Source organism: Streptomyces sp. A2-16, from assembly GCF_018128905.1.
In the GTDB taxonomy this organism is placed as follows: domain Bacteria; phylum Actinomycetota; class Actinomycetes; order Streptomycetales; family Streptomycetaceae; genus Streptomyces.
The window spans coordinates 880,683-897,287 of record NZ_CP063808.1; the positions used below are offsets into that span (position 1 = coordinate 880,683).

Sequence of the window (16,605 nt, forward strand, 5' to 3'; positions counted from 1 at the left end):
TCTCGGATAAGCTCGCGGTCTTGCTGTGAATCGACCATGTGTTCCTTGGGGGGAATCAATGGCTATTTCCGTACGACGTTCCGTGCGCCCTAAGACCATCGGCGCCGGGCTCGCCGCCGTGGCCCTCGCCGCGGGTGCGGCGAGCTGTTCCAAGGGGGGCGACGAGTCGCCCGAGATGACGCCCGCGGCGGCGGTCGCCAAGGCGGCGAAGAACACGGAGGACATCACCTCCTTCCGCTACCGCATGAAGGGCGAGATGCCCGAGCAGGGCCAGGTCCAGGCCGAGGCCTCCATGCGGACCAAGCCCGACCTCGCGATGAGCATGAAGATGACCGCGGCCGGGCAGGGCTCCGCCGAGATCCGGCTCGTCGACAAGGCCATGTACATCGGCGGCAACGCCGAGATGGCCAAGGAGATGGACGGCAAGAAGTGGATGAAGTTCGACCTGTCCTCGCTCGGCAAGGACGGTGGCCTCGGCGCCACCGCGCCCGGCGCCGGCCAGGCCGACCAGAACCCGGCCTCCATGTCCTCCTTCCTCAACGGCGCCAAGGACGTGAAGAAGGTCGGCACCGAGACCGTCGAGGGCGTCAAGACGACCCACTACTCGGGCGACGTCACGCTGGCCGAGCTCAAGGCCTCCTTCAAGGACGCCGACAAGTCGGTCCGTGAGCAGCGCGAGAAGAGCACCGAGCAGCTCGAGAAGCTGGGCCTGGACAAGTTCAAGATGGACATGTGGGTCGACGGCGAGGACCACGCCAAGCAGTTCCGCATGCAGGGCGATGCCACCAAGGGCAAGTTCGACATGACCTTCACCTTCCTCGACTACAACAAGCCCGTCACCGTCGAGGCGCCGCCCGCCAAGGAGACCGCGGACCTGGCCGAGATGATGAAGGAGCTCCAGAACAGCTGAGCGTCACAGGACCGGATTTGCTTGACAGGGATCCGGTCACGTACGCTCCTACAGAAGCCAAAGACCGCTGGTCGTTGCCGTGTCCTCGCAAGAGGGGGCGGTGGCCGAAGGATCCGCTGAAAATTGCGGACGACCCGCGCAGGTGACTGTGGATGTGCTCCCAGAACCACGTGCATTGCGTATGTGATTCCGGTCGAGCTACGCCCCGTGCGCCTGCGCCGGGGCGTTTCGTTTGTCCAGCCCCTTCTGAGCGGTCCTCATCACCCGGAAGGAGGCCGACGCTCTATGGCAAGGCCCGACAAGGCTGCCGCGGTAGCCGAGCTGACGGAGCAGTTCCGCAGCTCGAACGCCGCCGTGCTGACCGAGTACCGGGGTCTCACCGTGGCGCAGCTCAAGACGCTGCGTCGTTCGCTCGGTGAAGACGCCCAGTACGCCGTGGTGAAGAACACGCTGACCAAGATCGCGGCCAACGAGGCCGGGATCTCGACGCTCGACGACCTGTTCAACGGTCCGACGGCGGTTGCCTTCATCACCGGTGACCCGGTGACGTCGGCGAAGGGTCTTCGTGACTTCGCCAAGGACAACCCGAACCTCGTCATCAAGGGCGGTGTCCTTGACGGCAAGGCGCTGTCCGCCGACGAGATCAAGAAGCTTGCGGACCTCGAGTCCCGCGAGGTTCTGCTCGCCAAGCTGGCGGGTGCCTTCAAGGGCAAGCAGACTCAGGCTGCTCAGGTCTTCCAGGCGCTCCCGTCGAAGCTCGTCCGCACCGTGGACGCGCTCCGTGCCAAGCAGGACGAGCAGGGCGGTGCCGAGTAACTCGGCTCGCATCATGACCGCCGCCTGAGGCAGCCCGCCCCAGGAAGTGGTCGTAGCGGGCCGAACGTACGCCCGCCAGACATGTACATCCCGGCACCAGCCGAATTAGTGGAAGGATCGCCCCTCATGGCGAAGCTCAGCCAGGAAGACCTGCTCGCGCAGTTCGAGGAGATGACCCTCATCGAGCTCTCCGAGTTCGTGAAGGCCTTCGAGGAGAAGTTCGACGTCACCGCCGCCGCGGCCGTCGCCGTCGCGGGCCCGGCCGGTCCGGCCGCCGCCGCCCCGGCCGAGGAGGAGAAGGACGAGTTCGACGTCATCCTCACCGGTGCCGGCGACAAGAAGATCCAGGTCATCAAGGTCGTGCGTGAGCTGACCTCCCTGGGTCTGAAGGAGGCCAAGGACCTCGTGGACGGCGCCCCGAAGCCCGTTCTCGAGAAGGTCGCCAAGGACGCCGCCGAGAAGGCCGCCGAGTCCCTCAAGGGCGCCGGCGCCTCCGTCGAGGTCAAGTAACACCTCTCACAGGCCTCGCTTGGCCTGTAACGCGCAAGCACCGAAGAGCGATCATCCATCCGGGTGGTCGCTCTTCGGCGTTCCTGGGGGCGCGGCCACGGTTACCTTGCCGCTTCCCGGGCGGGGGGTATGGTGATCTTCGTCGTGTCTCCCGGACCCCAGGGTTCGGGCTGGGGGGCCTTGACGAACCGCACGCAGCGCGCAATTCTCAGGACGCGTCGCCAGAACGGTCCGAATCCGAGGCATGGATCGGCGACGAAGAGGGCAGTATCAACGTGCGTTGAGGGCACCATGCCGAGGACGTTGAGGGCAGCGAGAGTTTTTGAAGACCGGGCAGAAAAGCAGGACTGGACATCAGTGCGCCAAGTGGCTACACTGACCCTTTGCGCTGCCTGTTAGCTGCCCCCTGCCCGTCACCAGGGGTCTGCCCTCGCCTCAGCATCGATGACCGGACCATCTCTGACCTGGCCTTTCGGCCAAATCGAAGAGGTCTGTCTCTGTGCCGTCGGTGAGGGTCCGGGGAGCGCGTAGTGAGTCCGAGCCCTCGGAAGGACCCCTCTTGGCCGCCTCGCGCACTGCCTCGACCGCGAATACGAACAACGCTGCCAGCACCGCCCCGCTGCGCATCTCTTTTGCAAAGATCAAGGAGCCTCTCGAGGTTCCCAACCTGCTCGCGCTGCAGACCGAGAGCTTTGACTGGCTGCTCGGGAACACCGCTTGGCAGAGTCGGGTCGAGGAGGCTCTGGAGTCAGGTCAGGACGTCCCCACCAAGTCCGGTCTGGAGGAGATCTTCGAGGAGATCTCCCCGATCGAGGACTTCTCCGGGTCGATGTCGCTGACGTTCCGCGACCACCGTTTCGAGCCGCCGAAGAACAGCATCGACGAGTGCAAGGACCGCGACTTCACGTACGCGGCCCCGCTCTTCGTGACGGCCGAGTTCACCAACAACGAGACCGGCGAGATCAAGTCCCAGACGGTCTTCATGGGCGATTTCCCGCTCATGACCCACAAGGGCACCTTCGTCATCAACGGCACCGAGCGTGTCGTGGTGTCGCAGCTGGTCCGCTCGCCGGGTGTCTACTTCGACTCCTCCATCGACAAGACGTCCGACAAGGACATCTTCTCGGCCAAGATCATCCCGTCCCGGGGTGCCTGGCTGGAGATGGAGATCGACAAGCGCGACATGGTCGGTGTCCGCATCGACCGCAAGCGCAAGCAGTCCGTCACCGTGCTCCTGAAGGCTCTCGGCTGGACCACCGAGCAGATCCTCGAGGAGTTCGGCGAGTACGAGTCGATGCGCGCCACCCTGGAGAAGGACCACACCCAGGGCCAGGACGACGCGCTGCTCGACATCTACCGCAAGCTGCGTCCGGGCGAGCCCCCGACCCGTGAGGCCGCGCAGACGCTGCTCGAGAACCTCTACTTCAACCCGAAGCGCTACGACCTCGCCAAGGTCGGCCGCTACAAGGTCAACAAGAAGCTGGGTGCGGAGGCTCCGCTGGACGCGGGCATCCTGACCGTCGAGGACATCATCTCGACGATCAAGTACCTGGTGAAGCTGCACGCGGGCGAGACCGAGACGGTCGGCGACAGCGGCACGAACATCGTCGTCGAGACCGACGACATCGACCACTTCGGCAACCGTCGTCTGCGCAGCGTCGGCGAGCTCATCCAGAACCAGGTCCGCACGGGTCTGGCTCGTATGGAGCGCGTCGTCCGCGAGCGCATGACGACCCAGGACGTCGAGGCGATCACGCCGCAGACCCTGATCAACATCCGGCCGGTCGTCGCCTCCATCAAGGAGTTCTTCGGCACCAGCCAGCTGTCGCAGTTCATGGACCAGAACAACCCGCTGTCGGGTCTCACCCACAAGCGCCGTCTGTCGGCTCTTGGCCCGGGTGGTCTCTCCCGTGAGCGGGCCGGCTTCGAGGTCCGTGACGTGCACCCCTCGCACTACGGCCGCATGTGCCCGATCGAGACGCCCGAAGGCCCGAACATCGGTCTGATCGGTTCGCTCGCCTCCTACGGCCGCGTCAACGCGTTCGGTTTCGTGGAGACGCCGTACCGCAAGGTCGTCGACGGCCAGGTCACCGACGAGGTCGACTACCTGACGGCCGACGAGGAGGACCGCTTCGTCATCGCGCAGGCCAACGCCACGCTCAACGACGACATGCGGTTCGAGGAGGCCCGGGTCCTGGTCCGCCGTCGTGGCGGCGAGGTCGACTACGTCCCCGGTGACGACGTCGACTACATGGACGTCTCGCCGCGCCAGATGGTGTCGGTCGCGACCGCCATGATCCCGTTCCTCGAGCACGACGACGCCAACCGTGCCCTCATGGGCGCGAACATGATGCGTCAGGCGGTGCCGCTCATCAAGAGCGAGGCCCCGCTCGTCGGCACCGGCATGGAGTACCGCTCCGCCGTCGACGCCGGTGACGTGGTCAAGGCCGAGAAGCCGGGTGTGGTCCAGGAGGTCTCCGCGGACTACATCACCACCGCCAACGACGACGGCACGTACATCACGTACCGCCTGGCCAAGTTCGCCCGCTCCAACCAGGGCACCTCGGTCAACCAGAAGGTCATCATCAACGAGGGCGACCGCATCATCGAGGGCCAGGTCCTCGCCGATGGCGCGGCCACCGAGAACGGTGAGATGGCCCTCGGCAAGAACCTGCTCGTGGCGTTCATGCCGTGGGAGGGTCACAACTACGAGGACGCGATCATCCTGTCGCAGCGCCTCGTGCAGGACGACGTCCTCTCCTCGATCCACATCGAGGAGCACGAGGTCGACGCCCGTGACACCAAGCTCGGCCCCGAGGAGATCACCCGGGACATCCCGAACGTCTCCGAGGAGGTCCTCGCCGACCTCGACGAGCGCGGCATCATCCGGATCGGTGCCGAGGTCATCGCCGGTGACATCCTCGTCGGCAAGGTCACGCCCAAGGGTGAGACCGAGCTGACGCCCGAGGAGCGCCTGCTGCGCGCGATCTTCGGTGAGAAGGCCCGTGAGGTCCGTGACACCTCGCTGAAGGTGCCGCACGGCGAGACCGGCAAGGTCATCGGTGTGCGCGTCTTCGACCGCGAGGAGGGCGACGAGCTTCCCCCCGGTGTCAACCAGCTGGTGCGCGTGTACGTGGCGCAGAAGCGCAAGATCACCGACGGTGACAAGCTCGCCGGCCGTCACGGCAACAAGGGTGTCATCTCCAAGATCCTGCCCATCGAGGACATGCCGTTCCTCGAGGACGGGACCCCGGTCGACATCATCCTCAACCCGCTCGGTGTGCCGTCCCGAATGAACCCGGGACAGGTGCTGGAGATCCACCTCGGCTGGCTCGCCAGCCGCGGCTGGGACGTCTCCGGTCTCGCCGAGGACTGGGCGCAGCGCCTCCAGGTGATCGGCGCCGACCAGGTCGCCCCCGGCACCAACGTCGCCACCCCGGTGTTCGACGGTGCGCGCGAGGACGAGCTCGCGGGTCTGCTGAACCACACCATCCCCAACCGCGACGGCGAGCGCATGGTGCAGCCGACCGGTAAGGCGAGGCTGTTCGACGGCCGCTCCGGTGAGCCGTTCCCGGACCCGATCTCGATCGGGTACATGTACATCCTCAAGCTGCACCACCTGGTCGACGACAAGCTGCACGCCCGCTCGACCGGTCCGTACTCGATGATCACCCAGCAGCCGCTGGGTGGTAAGGCCCAGTTCGGTGGCCAGCGCTTCGGTGAGATGGAGGTGTGGGCGCTGGAGGCATACGGCGCCGCGTACGCCCTCCAGGAGCTGCTGACCATCAAGTCCGACGACGTCACCGGCCGCGTGAAGGTCTACGAGGCCATCGTCAAGGGCGAGAACATCCCCGAGCCCGGCATCCCCGAGTCCTTCAAGGTGCTCATCAAGGAGATGCAGTCTCTCTGCCTGAACGTGGAGGTGCTGTCCAGCGACGGTATGTCCATCGAAATGCGTGACACCGACGAGGACGTCTTCCGCGCGGCGGAGGAGCTCGGCATCGACCTGTCCCGGCGCGAGCCGAGCAGCGTCGAAGAGGTCTGACGGGAGTCCGGCCGGAGGCCCTGGTGAGGATCCTCCGGCCGGCCCCAGGACCCCCGTATCAGACCCCAAGACTTACAACCCTGAGAGGGATTGACGCATAGTGCTCGACGTCAACTTCTTCGATGAGCTCCGGATCGGTCTGGCCACCGCTGACGACATCCGTCAGTGGAGCCACGGCGAGGTCAAGAAGCCCGAGACCATCAACTACCGCACCCTCAAGCCCGAAAAGGACGGACTCTTCTGCGAGAAGATCTTCGGTCCGACCCGGGACTGGGAGTGCTACTGCGGCAAGTACAAGCGTGTCCGGTTCAAGGGCATCATCTGCGAGCGCTGCGGCGTCGAGGTCACTCGCGCCAAGGTGCGTCGTGAGCGGATGGGCCACATCGAACTGGCCGCCCCCGTCACGCACATCTGGTACTTCAAGGGCGTCCCGTCGCGTCTGGGCTACCTGCTCGACCTGGCTCCCAAGGACCTTGAGAAGGTCATCTACTTCGCGGCGTACATGATCACGTACGTCGACGAGGAGCGCCGTACGCGTGACCTGCCCTCCCTGGAGGCGCACGTCTCCGTGGAGCGTCAGCAGGTCGAGAACCGTCGTGACGCCGACCTCGAGGCCCGCGCCAAGAAGCTGGAAAGCGACCTGGCCGAGCTGGAGGCCGAGGGCGCCAAGGCCGACGTGCGCCGCAAGGTGCGCGAGGGTGCCGAGCGTGAGATGAAGCAGCTGCGCGACCGTGCGCAGCGCGAGATCGACCGTCTCGACGAGGTGTGGACCCGCTTCAAGAACCTCAAGGTCCAGGACCTCGAGGGTGACGAGCTGCTCTACCGCGAGCTGCGGGACCGCTTCGGCACCTACTTCGACGGTTCGATGGGTGCCGCGGCGCTGCAGAAGCGCCTGGAGTCCTTCGACCTCGACGAGGAGGCCGAGCGTCTCCGCGAGATCATCCGTACCGGCAAGGGCCAGAAGAAGACCCGTGCGCTGAAGCGGCTGAAGGTCGTGTCTGCCTTCCTGCAGACCTCCAACAGCCCCAAGGGCATGGTCCTCGACTGCGTCCCGGTCATCCCGCCGGACCTTCGCCCGATGGTGCAGCTGGACGGTGGCCGCTTCGCGACCTCCGACCTGAACGACCTGTACCGCCGTGTGATCAACCGCAACAACCGTCTGAAGAGGCTCCTCGACCTCGGCGCGCCCGAGATCATCGTCAACAACGAGAAGCGCATGCTTCAGGAGGCTGTTGACGCCCTCTTCGACAACGGTCGTCGTGGTCGCCCGGTCACCGGTCCCGGTAACCGCCCGCTGAAGTCCCTCAGCGACATGCTGAAGGGCAAGCAGGGTCGATTCCGTCAGAACCTGCTCGGCAAGCGTGTGGACTACTCCGCGCGTTCCGTGATCGTCGTCGGTCCGCAGCTGAAGCTGCACCAGTGCGGTCTGCCGAAGGCGATGGCGCTGGAGCTCTTCAAGCCGTTCGTGATGAAGCGCCTGGTCGACCTGAACCACGCGCAGAACATCAAGAGCGCCAAGCGCATGGTGGAGCGCGGCCGCACGGTCGTGTACGACGTCCTCGAAGAGGTCATCGCCGAGCATCCGGTTCTGCTGAACCGTGCTCCCACCCTGCACCGCCTCGGCATCCAGGCCTTTGAGCCGCAGCTGGTCGAGGGCAAGGCCATCCAGATCCACCCGCTCGTCTGCACCGCGTTCAACGCGGACTTCGACGGTGACCAGATGGCCGTGCACCTGCCGCTGTCCGCGGAGGCGCAGGCCGAGGCCCGCATCCTGATGCTGTCCTCGAACAACATCCTCAAGCCCGCCGACGGCCGTCCGGTGACGATGCCGACCCAGGACATGGTCCTCGGTCTGTTCTTCCTCACCACCGACGGCGAGCTGCGTGACACCAAGGGCGAGGGCCGCGCGTTCGGCTCCACGGCCGAGGCGATCATGGCGTTCGACGCCGGCGAGCTGGCGCTCCAGTCGCAGATCGACATCCGCTTCCCGGTGGGCACCATCCCGCCGCGTGGCTGGACGCCGCCTGCGCAGGAGGAGGGCGAGCCGGAGTGGCAGCAGGGGGACACCTTCCGCCTGCGCACCACGCTGGGCCGCGCGCTCTTCAACGAGCTGCTGCCCGAGGACTACCCGTTCGTCGACTACTCGGTGGGCAAGAAGCAGCTCTCCGAGATCGTCAACGACCTGGCCGAGCGCTACCCCAAGGTCATCGTGGCGGCGACGCTCGACAACCTGAAGGCGGCCGGCTTCTACTGGGCGACCCGTTCCGGTGTCACCGTGGCCATCTCCGACGTCGTCGTTCCCGAGGCGAAGAAGGAGATCGTCAAGGGCTACGAGGCGCAGGACGAGAAGGTCCAGAAGCAGTACGAGCGCGGTCTGATCACCAAGGAAGAGCGCACTCAGGAGCTCATCGCGATCTGGACCAAGGCGACCAACGAGGTCGCCGAGGCGATGAACGAGAACTTCCCCAAGACGAACCCCATCTTCATGATGGTTGACTCGGGTGCCCGAGGAAACATGATGCAGATGCGACAGATCGCCGGTATGCGTGGTCTGGTGTCGAACGCCAAGAACGAGACGATCCCGCGTCCGATCAAGGCGTCCTTCCGTGAGGGCCTGTCCGTGCTGGAGTACTTCATCTCCACCCACGGTGCCCGTAAGGGTCTGGCCGACACCGCCCTGCGTACCGCCGACTCGGGTTACCTGACCCGTCGTCTGGTGGACGTCTCGCAGGACGTCATCATCCGCGAGGAGGACTGCGGCACCGACCGCGGCCTCAAGCTCAACATCGCGGAGGTCGGCGCGGACGGCGTGCTGCGCAAGGCGGACGACGTCGAGACCAGCGTGTACGCACGTGCGCTGGCCGAGGACATCACGGTCGACGGCAAGGTGCTGGCCCCGGCCAACACCGACCTCGGCGACGTCCTCATCGACGAGCTCGTCAAGCACGGTGTCTCCCAGGTCAAGACCCGCTCGGTCCTGACCTGCGAGTCCGCCGTCGGCACCTGCGCCATGTGCTACGGCCGCTCGCTGGCCACCGGCAAGCTGGTCGACATCGGTGAGGCGGTCGGCATCATCGCCGCCCAGTCCATCGGTGAGCCCGGTACCCAGCTGACGATGCGTACCTTCCACACCGGTGGTGTGGCCGGTGACGACATCACCCAGGGTCTGCCGCGTGTCGTCGAGCTCTTCGAGGCCCGTACCCCGAAGGGTGTCGCCCCGATCTCCGAGGCCCAGGGCCGCGTGCGGATCGAGGAGACCGAGAAGACCAAGAAGATCGTCATCACGCCGGACGACGGCAGCGACGAGACGGCGTTCCCGATCTCGAAGCGCGCCCGTCTTCTGGTCAGCGAGGGCGAGCACGTCGAGGTGGGCCAGAAGCTCACCGTGGGTGCCACCAACCCGCACGACGTGCTGCGCATCCTGGGCCAGCGTGCCGTCCAGGTCCACCTGGTCGGCGAGGTCCAGAAGGTCTACAACTCGCAGGGTGTGTCGATCCACGACAAGCACATCGAGATCATCATCCGGCAGATGCTGCGCCGCGTGACGATCATCGAGTCCGGCGACGCCGAGCTGCTGCCCGGTGAGCTGGTCGAGCGCTCGAAGTTCGAGACCGAGAACCGTCGTGTGGTCCAGGAGGGCGGTCACCCGGCCTCCGGTCGTCCGCAGCTGATGGGTATCACCAAGGCCTCGCTGGCGACGGAATCCTGGCTGTCGGCCGCCTCCTTCCAGGAGACGACCCGAGTCCTGACGGATGCGGCGATCAACGCCAAGTCCGACAGCCTCATCGGCCTCAAGGAGAACGTCATCATCGGTAAGCTCATCCCGGCCGGTACGGGTCTGTCCCGCTACCGCAACATCCGGGTCGAGCCGACCGAGGAGGCCAAGGCCGCGATGTACTCGGCCGTCGGCTACGACGACATCGACTACTCGCCGTTCGGCACGGGCTCCGGCCAGGCGGTTCCGCTGGAGGACTACGACTACGGTCCGTACAACCAGTAGGACCTGCGTCTGAACGACTGAGGGGCGGTCACTCCGTTACGGGGTGGCCGCCCTTCGGCGTTCCCTCAGGAGCTCGCAGTGGTCGTGGACCCGTCATCGGAGCCCCTGAGGGCGTCCCGAGGGCCCTGCCGACCCTGGCGGAGCCCTCGTTTCCCTCGGCGCGCCGGCAAGCGGCGAGAAAGCCGCCCAGGGGATGTCGCCGTCCGAGGCGATCTGTCCGGGCGTTTCCGGTTGGGGATGCGGGAACCTGTCCCGGTATCGCAGCGTTGGAGCATCATGGAGGCATTCGACCGCCCAGGGGGTGCTCCTGTGTCGCAACCGCCGTGGCAACCGTGGCAGGGCAACGACGAGTCGTCGCCGGAGCAGGGCAGAGACGCTCCGGCGGCGGATGCCTGGTCCGGCACGCACGCTCCCGTGGCCCGGCCCTGGTCCGGTGCGGGGGGTCCGGTGGGACGTCCCTGGCCCGGATACACCGCCCCGTACGCCGCCCCGCAGGCCGCCGCCTCCGCCATGCTCGCCTCCCATGCCGACCGGGAGCGGGCCGTCGACGTGCTGCGGGCCGGGTACGGCGAAGGGCGGCTGGAGAAGGCGGAGTTCGACAAGCGGGTGGAGCGGGCCTACGGCGCGCGGACCGTGGGCGAGCTGGCGCTGCTCGTGTCGGACCTGCCTCTCGGGCCCGTGCCGCAGCCGGCGCCCGTCACCGCCGTACCGCGGACGTTTCTGCCCGCCCCGCGGCCGCGGGCCAACGGGAAGGCGGTCGGAGCCGCGGTGTGCGGGCTGCTGTGCGTGCCGACCTTCGGGTTCACCGGGATTCCGGCGGTGATCCTCGGTCATGCCGCCCGGGCGGAGATGGAGCGGACGGGGGAGGGCGGGGACGGGCTCGCGCTGACCGGGCTGGTGTTCGGCTGGCTGTCGATCGCCGCGTGGTCGGTCCTGATGACGCTGATGGTCGCCGTGGGTCTCGCCTCCGGGTGAGCGCCGCGAGGAGCCGCGTGGAGGCGCCGCTCCCACGTGTGCACCATGTGAAATCGAAGATCGTCCACGGCGTAGGGGCTTGACATCGACCGCTCCGCGAGGGTGCCGTCGTCCATCTGTTTTGACCGCAGCGAATGAGCTGGGTACGCTCAGACCTTGTGCCTGGGGTGTGCCCTGGCTCCCGTGCGTGCCTTGAACCGCACTAGGGGGGCCGTGAGCGGCCACCGTAATCTGCGCCCTTTTCGCCTTGCGGCGGGAGTCCGCCGGATTCGACACACCCGACCGCGTGGGTCGGCGACGTTCCAGGTTAGCTTCACCATTCGGCACACAGAAACCGGAGAAGTAGTGCCTACGATCCAGCAGCTGGTCCGCAAGGGCCGGCAGGACAAGGTCGAGAAGAACAAGACGCCCGCACTCGAGGGTTCCCCTCAGCGTCGTGGCGTCTGCACGCGTGTGTTCACGACCACCCCGAAGAAGCCGAACTCGGCCCTGCGTAAGGTCGCGCGTGTGCGTCTGACCAGCGGGATCGAGGTCACTGCTTACATTCCGGGTGAGGGACACAACCTGCAGGAGCACTCCATCGTGCTCGTGCGCGGCGGCCGTGTGAAGGACCTGCCCGGTGTTCGCTACAAGATCATCCGCGGTTCGCTCGACACCCAGGGTGTCAAGAACCGCAAGCAGGCCCGCAGCCGCTACGGCGCCAAGAAGGAGAAGTAAGAATGCCTCGTAAGGGCCCCGCCCCGAAGCGCCCGGTCATCATCGACCCGGTCTACGGTTCTCCTCTTGTCACGTCGCTCATCAACAAGGTGCTGCTGAACGGCAAGCGCTCCACCGCCGAGCGCATCGTGTACGGCGCCATGGAGGGCCTGCGCGAGAAGACCAGCAACGACCCGGTCATCACGCTCAAGCGCGCGCTCGAGAACATCAAGCCGACCCTCGAGGTCAAGTCCCGCCGTGTCGGTGGCGCGACCTACCAGGTGCCGGTCGAGGTCAAGCCCGGCCGTGCCAACACCCTGGCGCTGCGCTGGCTGGTCGGTTACTCCCGCGCCCGTCGTGAGAAGACCATGACCGAGCGTCTGCTCAACGAGCTTCTCGACGCTTCGAACGGCCTCGGTGCGGCCGTCAAGAAGCGCGAGGACACGCACAAGATGGCCGAGTCCAACAAGGCCTTCGCGCACTACCGCTGGTAGTCGCAGACCCCATCGAGACCGAGAGAAGACTGAAGCCTTATGGCTACCACTTCGCTTGACCTGGCCAGGGTCCGCAACATCGGGATCATGGCCCACATCGACGCGGGCAAGACGACCACCACCGAGCGGATCCTGTTCTACACCGGCGTTTCGTACAAGATCGGTGAGGTCCACGACGGCGCCGCCACCATGGACTGGATGGAGCAGGAGCAGGAGCGTGGCATCACGATCACCTCTGCTGCCACCACCTGTCACTGGCCGCTCGAGGGCGTCGACCACACCATCAACATCATCGACACGCCGGGTCACGTCGACTTCACCGTCGAGGTGGAGCGTTCGCTCCGCGTTCTCGACGGTGCCGTGACGGTGTTCGACGGCGTCGCCGGTGTGGAGCCGCAGTCCGAGACGGTGTGGCGTCAGGCCGACCGTTACGGCGTGCCCCGCATCTGCTTCGTCAACAAGCTGGACCGTACCGGCGCCGAGTTCCACCGCTGCGTGGACATGATCTCGGACCGCCTGGGCGCCCAGCCGCTCGTCATGCAGCTGCCGATCGGCGCCGAGGCCGACTTCAAGGGTGTCGTCGACCTCGTCACCATGAAGGCCCTCGTGTGGTCCGCCGAGGCGGCCAAGGGCGAGATGTACGACACCGTCGACATCCCGGCCACGCACACCGAGGCTGCCGAGGAGTACCGCGGCAAGCTCATCGAGGCCGTCGCGGAGAACGACGAAGAGATCATGGAGCTGTACCTGGAGGGCGAGGAGCCTTCCGTGGAGCAGCTGTACGCCGCGATCCGTCGCATCACCATCGCGTCCGGCAAGTCCAAGGACACCACGGTCACCCCGGTGTTCTGTGGCACCGCGTTCAAGAACAAGGGCGTCCAGCCCCTGCTCGACGCGGTCGTGCGCTACCTGCCGACCCCGCTCGACGTCGAGGCCATCGAGGGCCACGACGTCAAGGACCCCGAGGTCGTCGTCAAGCGCAAGCCGTCCGACGAGGAGCCGCTGTCCGCGCTGGCGTTCAAGATCATGAGCGACCCGCACCTCGGCAAGCTCACCTTCGTCCGGATCTACTCCGGTCGCCTGGAGTCCGGCACCGCGGTGCTGAACTCCGTCAAGGGCAAGAAGGAGCGCATCGGCAAGATCTACCGCATGCACGCGAACAAGCGTGAGGAGATCGATTCGGTGGGCGCCGGCGACATCGTCGCCGTCATGGGCCTGAAGCAGACCACCACCGGTGAGACGCTGTCCGACGACAAGCAGCCGGTGATCCTGGAGTCCATGGACTTCCCGGCGCCGGTCATCCAGGTCGCCATCGAGCCCAAGTCCAAGGGTGACCAGGAGAAGCTGGGTGTCGCCATCCAGCGTCTCGCGGAGGAGGACCCCTCCTTCCAGGTCCACTCGGACGAGGAGACCGGCCAGACCATCATCGGTGGTATGGGCGAGCTGCACCTCGAGGTGCTGGTCGACCGTATGCGCCGTGAGTTCAAGGTCGAGGCCAACGTCGGCAAGCCGCAGGTCGCCTACCGTGAGACGATCCGCAAGGCCGTCGAGCGCGTCGACTACACGCACAAGAAGCAGACTGGTGGTACCGGCCAGTTCGCCAAGGTGCAGATCGCGATCGAGCCGATCGAGGGCGGCGACGCCTCGTACGAGTTCGTGAACAAGGTGACCGGTGGCCGTATCCCGAAGGAGTACATCCCTTCGGTGGACGCCGGTGCGCAGGAGGCCATGCAGTTCGGCATCCTCGCCGGGTACGAGATGACGGGCGTTCGCGTCACGCTTCTCGACGGTGCCTACCACGAGGTCGACTCCTCCGAGCTCGCGTTCAAGATCGCCGGTTCGCAGGCCTTCAAGGAGGCCGCGCGCAAGGCGTCCCCCGTGCTGCTCGAGCCGATGATGGCCGTCGAGGTCACCACGCCCGAGGACTACATGGGTGAGGTCATCGGCGACATCAACTCCCGCCGTGGTCAGATTCAGGCCATGGAGGAGCGGGCCGGTGCCCGCGTCGTGAAGGGCCTCGTGCCCCTCTCGGAGATGTTCGGCTACGTCGGAGACCTCCGCAGCAAGACGTCGGGTCGCGCAAGCTACTCGATGCAGTTCGACTCCTACGCCGAGGTTCCGCGGAACGTCGCCGAGGAGATCATCGCGAAGGCCAAGGGCGAGTAACGCACCGCGTTCGCACGCTTTAGGCTTGACTCCGGAGCCCGGAGGGGCATTCACCCGCATTTGTGGGGGAGTGCCCCCGGGCCGAGGCTTTCCAGCAAAGATCACCTGGCGCCGATGAAGCAAGGCGTTCAGAACCACTCCACAGGAGGACCCCGTGGCGAAGGCGAAGTTCGAGCGGACTAAGCCCCACGTCAACATCGGCACCATCGGTCACATCGACCACGGTAAGACGACCCTTACGGCCGCCATTACCAAGGTGCTGCACGACGCGTACCCGGACCTGAACGAGGCCTCGGCCTTCGACCAGATCGACAAGGCTCCCGAGGAGCGCCAGCGCGGTATCACCATCTCCATCGCGCACGTCGAGTACCAGACCGAGACGCGTCACTACGCCCACGTCGACTGCCCCGGTCACGCGGACTACATCAAGAACATGATCACGGGTGCGGCGCAGATGGACGGCGCCATCCTCGTGGTCGCCGCCACCGACGGCCCGATGCCGCAGACCAAGGAGCACGTGCTCCTGGCCCGCCAGGTCGGCGTTCCCTACATCGTCGTCGCCCTGAACAAGGCCGACATGGTGGACGACGAGGAGATCCTGGAGCTCGTCGAGCTCGAGGTGCGTGAGCTCCTCTCCGAGTACGAGTTCCCGGGCGACGACGTTCCCGTCGTCAAGGTCTCGGCGCTCAAGGCTCTCGAGGGCGACAAGGAGTGGGGCCAGTCGGTCCTGGACCTGATGGCCGCCGTCGACGAGGCGATCCCGCAGCCCGAGCGTGACGTCGACAAGCCGTTCCTGATGCCGATCGAGGACGTCTTCACGATCACCGGTCGTGGCACCGTCGTCACCGGTCGTATCGAGCGTGGTGTCCTCAAGGTCAACGAGACCGTCGACATCATCGGCATCAAGACCGAGAAGACCACCACCACGGTCACCGGCATCGAGATGTTCCGCAAGCTGCTCGACGAGGGCCAGGCCGGTGAGAACGTCGGTCTGCTGCTTCGTGGCATCAAGCGCGAGGACGTCGAGCGCGGCCAGGTCATCATCAAGCCGGGTTCGGTCACGCCGCACACCCAGTTCGAGGCCCAGGCCTACATCCTGTCCAAGGACGAGGGTGGCCGCCACACGCCGTTCTTCAACAACTACCGTCCGCAGTTCTACTTCCGTACGACGGACGTGACCGGCGTTGTGACCCTCCCCGAGGGCACCGAGATGGTCATGCCGGGTGACAACACCGAGATGAAGGTGGAGCTCATCCAGCCCGTCGCCATGGAAGAGGGCCTGAAGTTCGCCATCCGTGAGGGTGGCCGGACGGTCGGCGCCGGCCAGGTCACCAAGATCACCGCCTGATCTTGACCTGACAGGTCTCCGAGACCCGTAGGTCTCTGAAGGGGCCCGTACGACTTCGGTCGTGCGGGCCCTTTCGCCTTTCCGGCGTCAGATGTGGGCGAGGATCTGCCGGACGGGATGCCCGAGGACCTCCCCGATCGCGCTCAACTCCCCTTCGTCGAAAGGCTCCCGGTCCGGATTCCATACGGCGATCTCGAACCGCGCGAAGCCGCAGGGCCGTTCGTACTCCAGGGCGTCCAGCGAGGTCGCCGCCCCGCAGCAGGGCACGGTGACGGCGAGGGTGGCGAAGCCGTCGTCGTCATGGGCGTCGAGCAGGTCCCCGTACCATTCGTGGCCGATCGGTGCCCCGCAGGACGGACAGCCGATCCTCGTCAGGTTCTGTCCGCAGTCGACGGCGGTGACCGTGTCGTACCAGTCGACCTCGATCTCCGTGTCGAAGCCGCCGTCGTCCTCGGGGACGAGACGGAGGACGAGTGCCGCGGCGCGGTCCCCGGCATCGCGGCCGGGCTGCCAGTGGGGGTCGGCCGGGATGACCGAGTAGACGGTGTCGCTCATGGGCTCACCCTGTCGGGTCACCGCCGACTCCTGTCAAATGAAGTCTGTGCGAACTTCGTGAAGCGCTTCGGCGAGGGTTCGGGCAACTGC

Annotated in this window: 11 protein-coding genes; 10 read left to right on the forward strand and 1 reads right to left on the reverse strand. The window is 66.1% G+C overall.

The window, feature by feature from the left end:
• Nucleotides 1-58 precede the first annotated feature (58 nt).
• The 10 genes from IOD14_RS04215 to tuf all read left to right on the forward strand — a co-directional run bounded on the left by IOD14_RS04215 (nucleotide 59) and on the right by tuf (nucleotide 15,960).
• Nucleotides 59-910 carry a DUF1396 domain-containing protein gene (locus IOD14_RS04215; RefSeq protein ID WP_212669692.1) on the forward strand — a complete coding sequence of 284 codons (852 nt, stop codon included), beginning with the start codon at nucleotides 59-61 and terminating at the stop codon, nucleotides 908-910.
• A gap of 285 nt (nucleotides 911-1,195) precedes the next feature.
• Nucleotides 1,196-1,726, forward strand: a complete 531-nt coding sequence (gene rplJ, locus IOD14_RS04220; protein WP_007384048.1) for a 50S ribosomal protein L10 — start codon at nucleotides 1,196-1,198, stop codon at nucleotides 1,724-1,726.
• A gap of 126 nt (nucleotides 1,727-1,852) precedes the next feature.
• Complete coding sequence (gene rplL / locus IOD14_RS04225) at nucleotides 1,853-2,236, forward strand: 50S ribosomal protein L7/L12 (RefSeq protein WP_053846801.1); 384 nt, start codon at nucleotides 1,853-1,855, stop codon at nucleotides 2,234-2,236.
• 559 nt (nucleotides 2,237-2,795) lie between these two features.
• A complete protein-coding gene (gene rpoB / locus IOD14_RS04230; RefSeq protein ID WP_123991098.1) occupies nucleotides 2,796-6,281 on the forward strand; it encodes a DNA-directed RNA polymerase subunit beta in 3,486 nt (1,161 codons plus the stop codon).
• A 100-nt stretch (nucleotides 6,282-6,381) separates the two neighbouring features.
• The gene (locus tag IOD14_RS04235) at nucleotides 6,382-10,281 is read left to right on the forward strand and encodes a DNA-directed RNA polymerase subunit beta' (RefSeq protein ID WP_123991099.1); all 3,900 of its coding nucleotides are present in this window, start codon (nucleotides 6,382-6,384) and stop codon (nucleotides 10,279-10,281) included.
• A 510-nt stretch (nucleotides 10,282-10,791) separates the two neighbouring features.
• Nucleotides 10,792-11,256, forward strand: a complete 465-nt coding sequence (locus IOD14_RS04240; RefSeq protein ID WP_123992819.1) for a DUF1707 and DUF4190 domain-containing protein — start codon at nucleotides 10,792-10,794, stop codon at nucleotides 11,254-11,256.
• 345 nt (nucleotides 11,257-11,601) lie between these two features.
• Nucleotides 11,602-11,973 carry a 30S ribosomal protein S12 gene (gene rpsL, locus IOD14_RS04245; protein WP_003948652.1) on the forward strand — a complete coding sequence of 124 codons (372 nt, stop codon included), beginning with the start codon at nucleotides 11,602-11,604 and terminating at the stop codon, nucleotides 11,971-11,973.
• A 2-nt stretch (nucleotides 11,974-11,975) separates the two neighbouring features.
• On the forward strand, nucleotides 11,976-12,446 hold the full coding sequence (gene rpsG, locus IOD14_RS04250; protein WP_007384059.1) for a 30S ribosomal protein S7: 471 nt from the start codon (nucleotides 11,976-11,978) through the stop codon (nucleotides 12,444-12,446).
• Between the two features lie 39 nt (nucleotides 12,447-12,485).
• Nucleotides 12,486-14,612 (forward strand): elongation factor G, encoded by a 2,127-nt coding sequence (gene fusA, locus IOD14_RS04255; protein WP_123991100.1) that lies wholly within the window; start codon nucleotides 12,486-12,488, stop codon nucleotides 14,610-14,612.
• A gap of 154 nt (nucleotides 14,613-14,766) precedes the next feature.
• Entirely contained in the window at nucleotides 14,767-15,960 is a 1,194-nt protein-coding gene (tuf, locus tag IOD14_RS04260) for an elongation factor Tu (protein WP_007384061.1), read from the forward strand.
• Nucleotides 15,961-16,047: 87 nt separating this feature from the next.
• Here tuf and IOD14_RS04265 read toward each other — a convergent pair whose 3' ends face one another.
• Complete coding sequence (locus IOD14_RS04265) at nucleotides 16,048-16,515, reverse strand: hypothetical protein (RefSeq protein ID WP_212669693.1); 468 nt, start codon at nucleotides 16,513-16,515, stop codon at nucleotides 16,048-16,050.
• Nucleotides 16,516-16,605 lie beyond the last annotated feature (90 nt).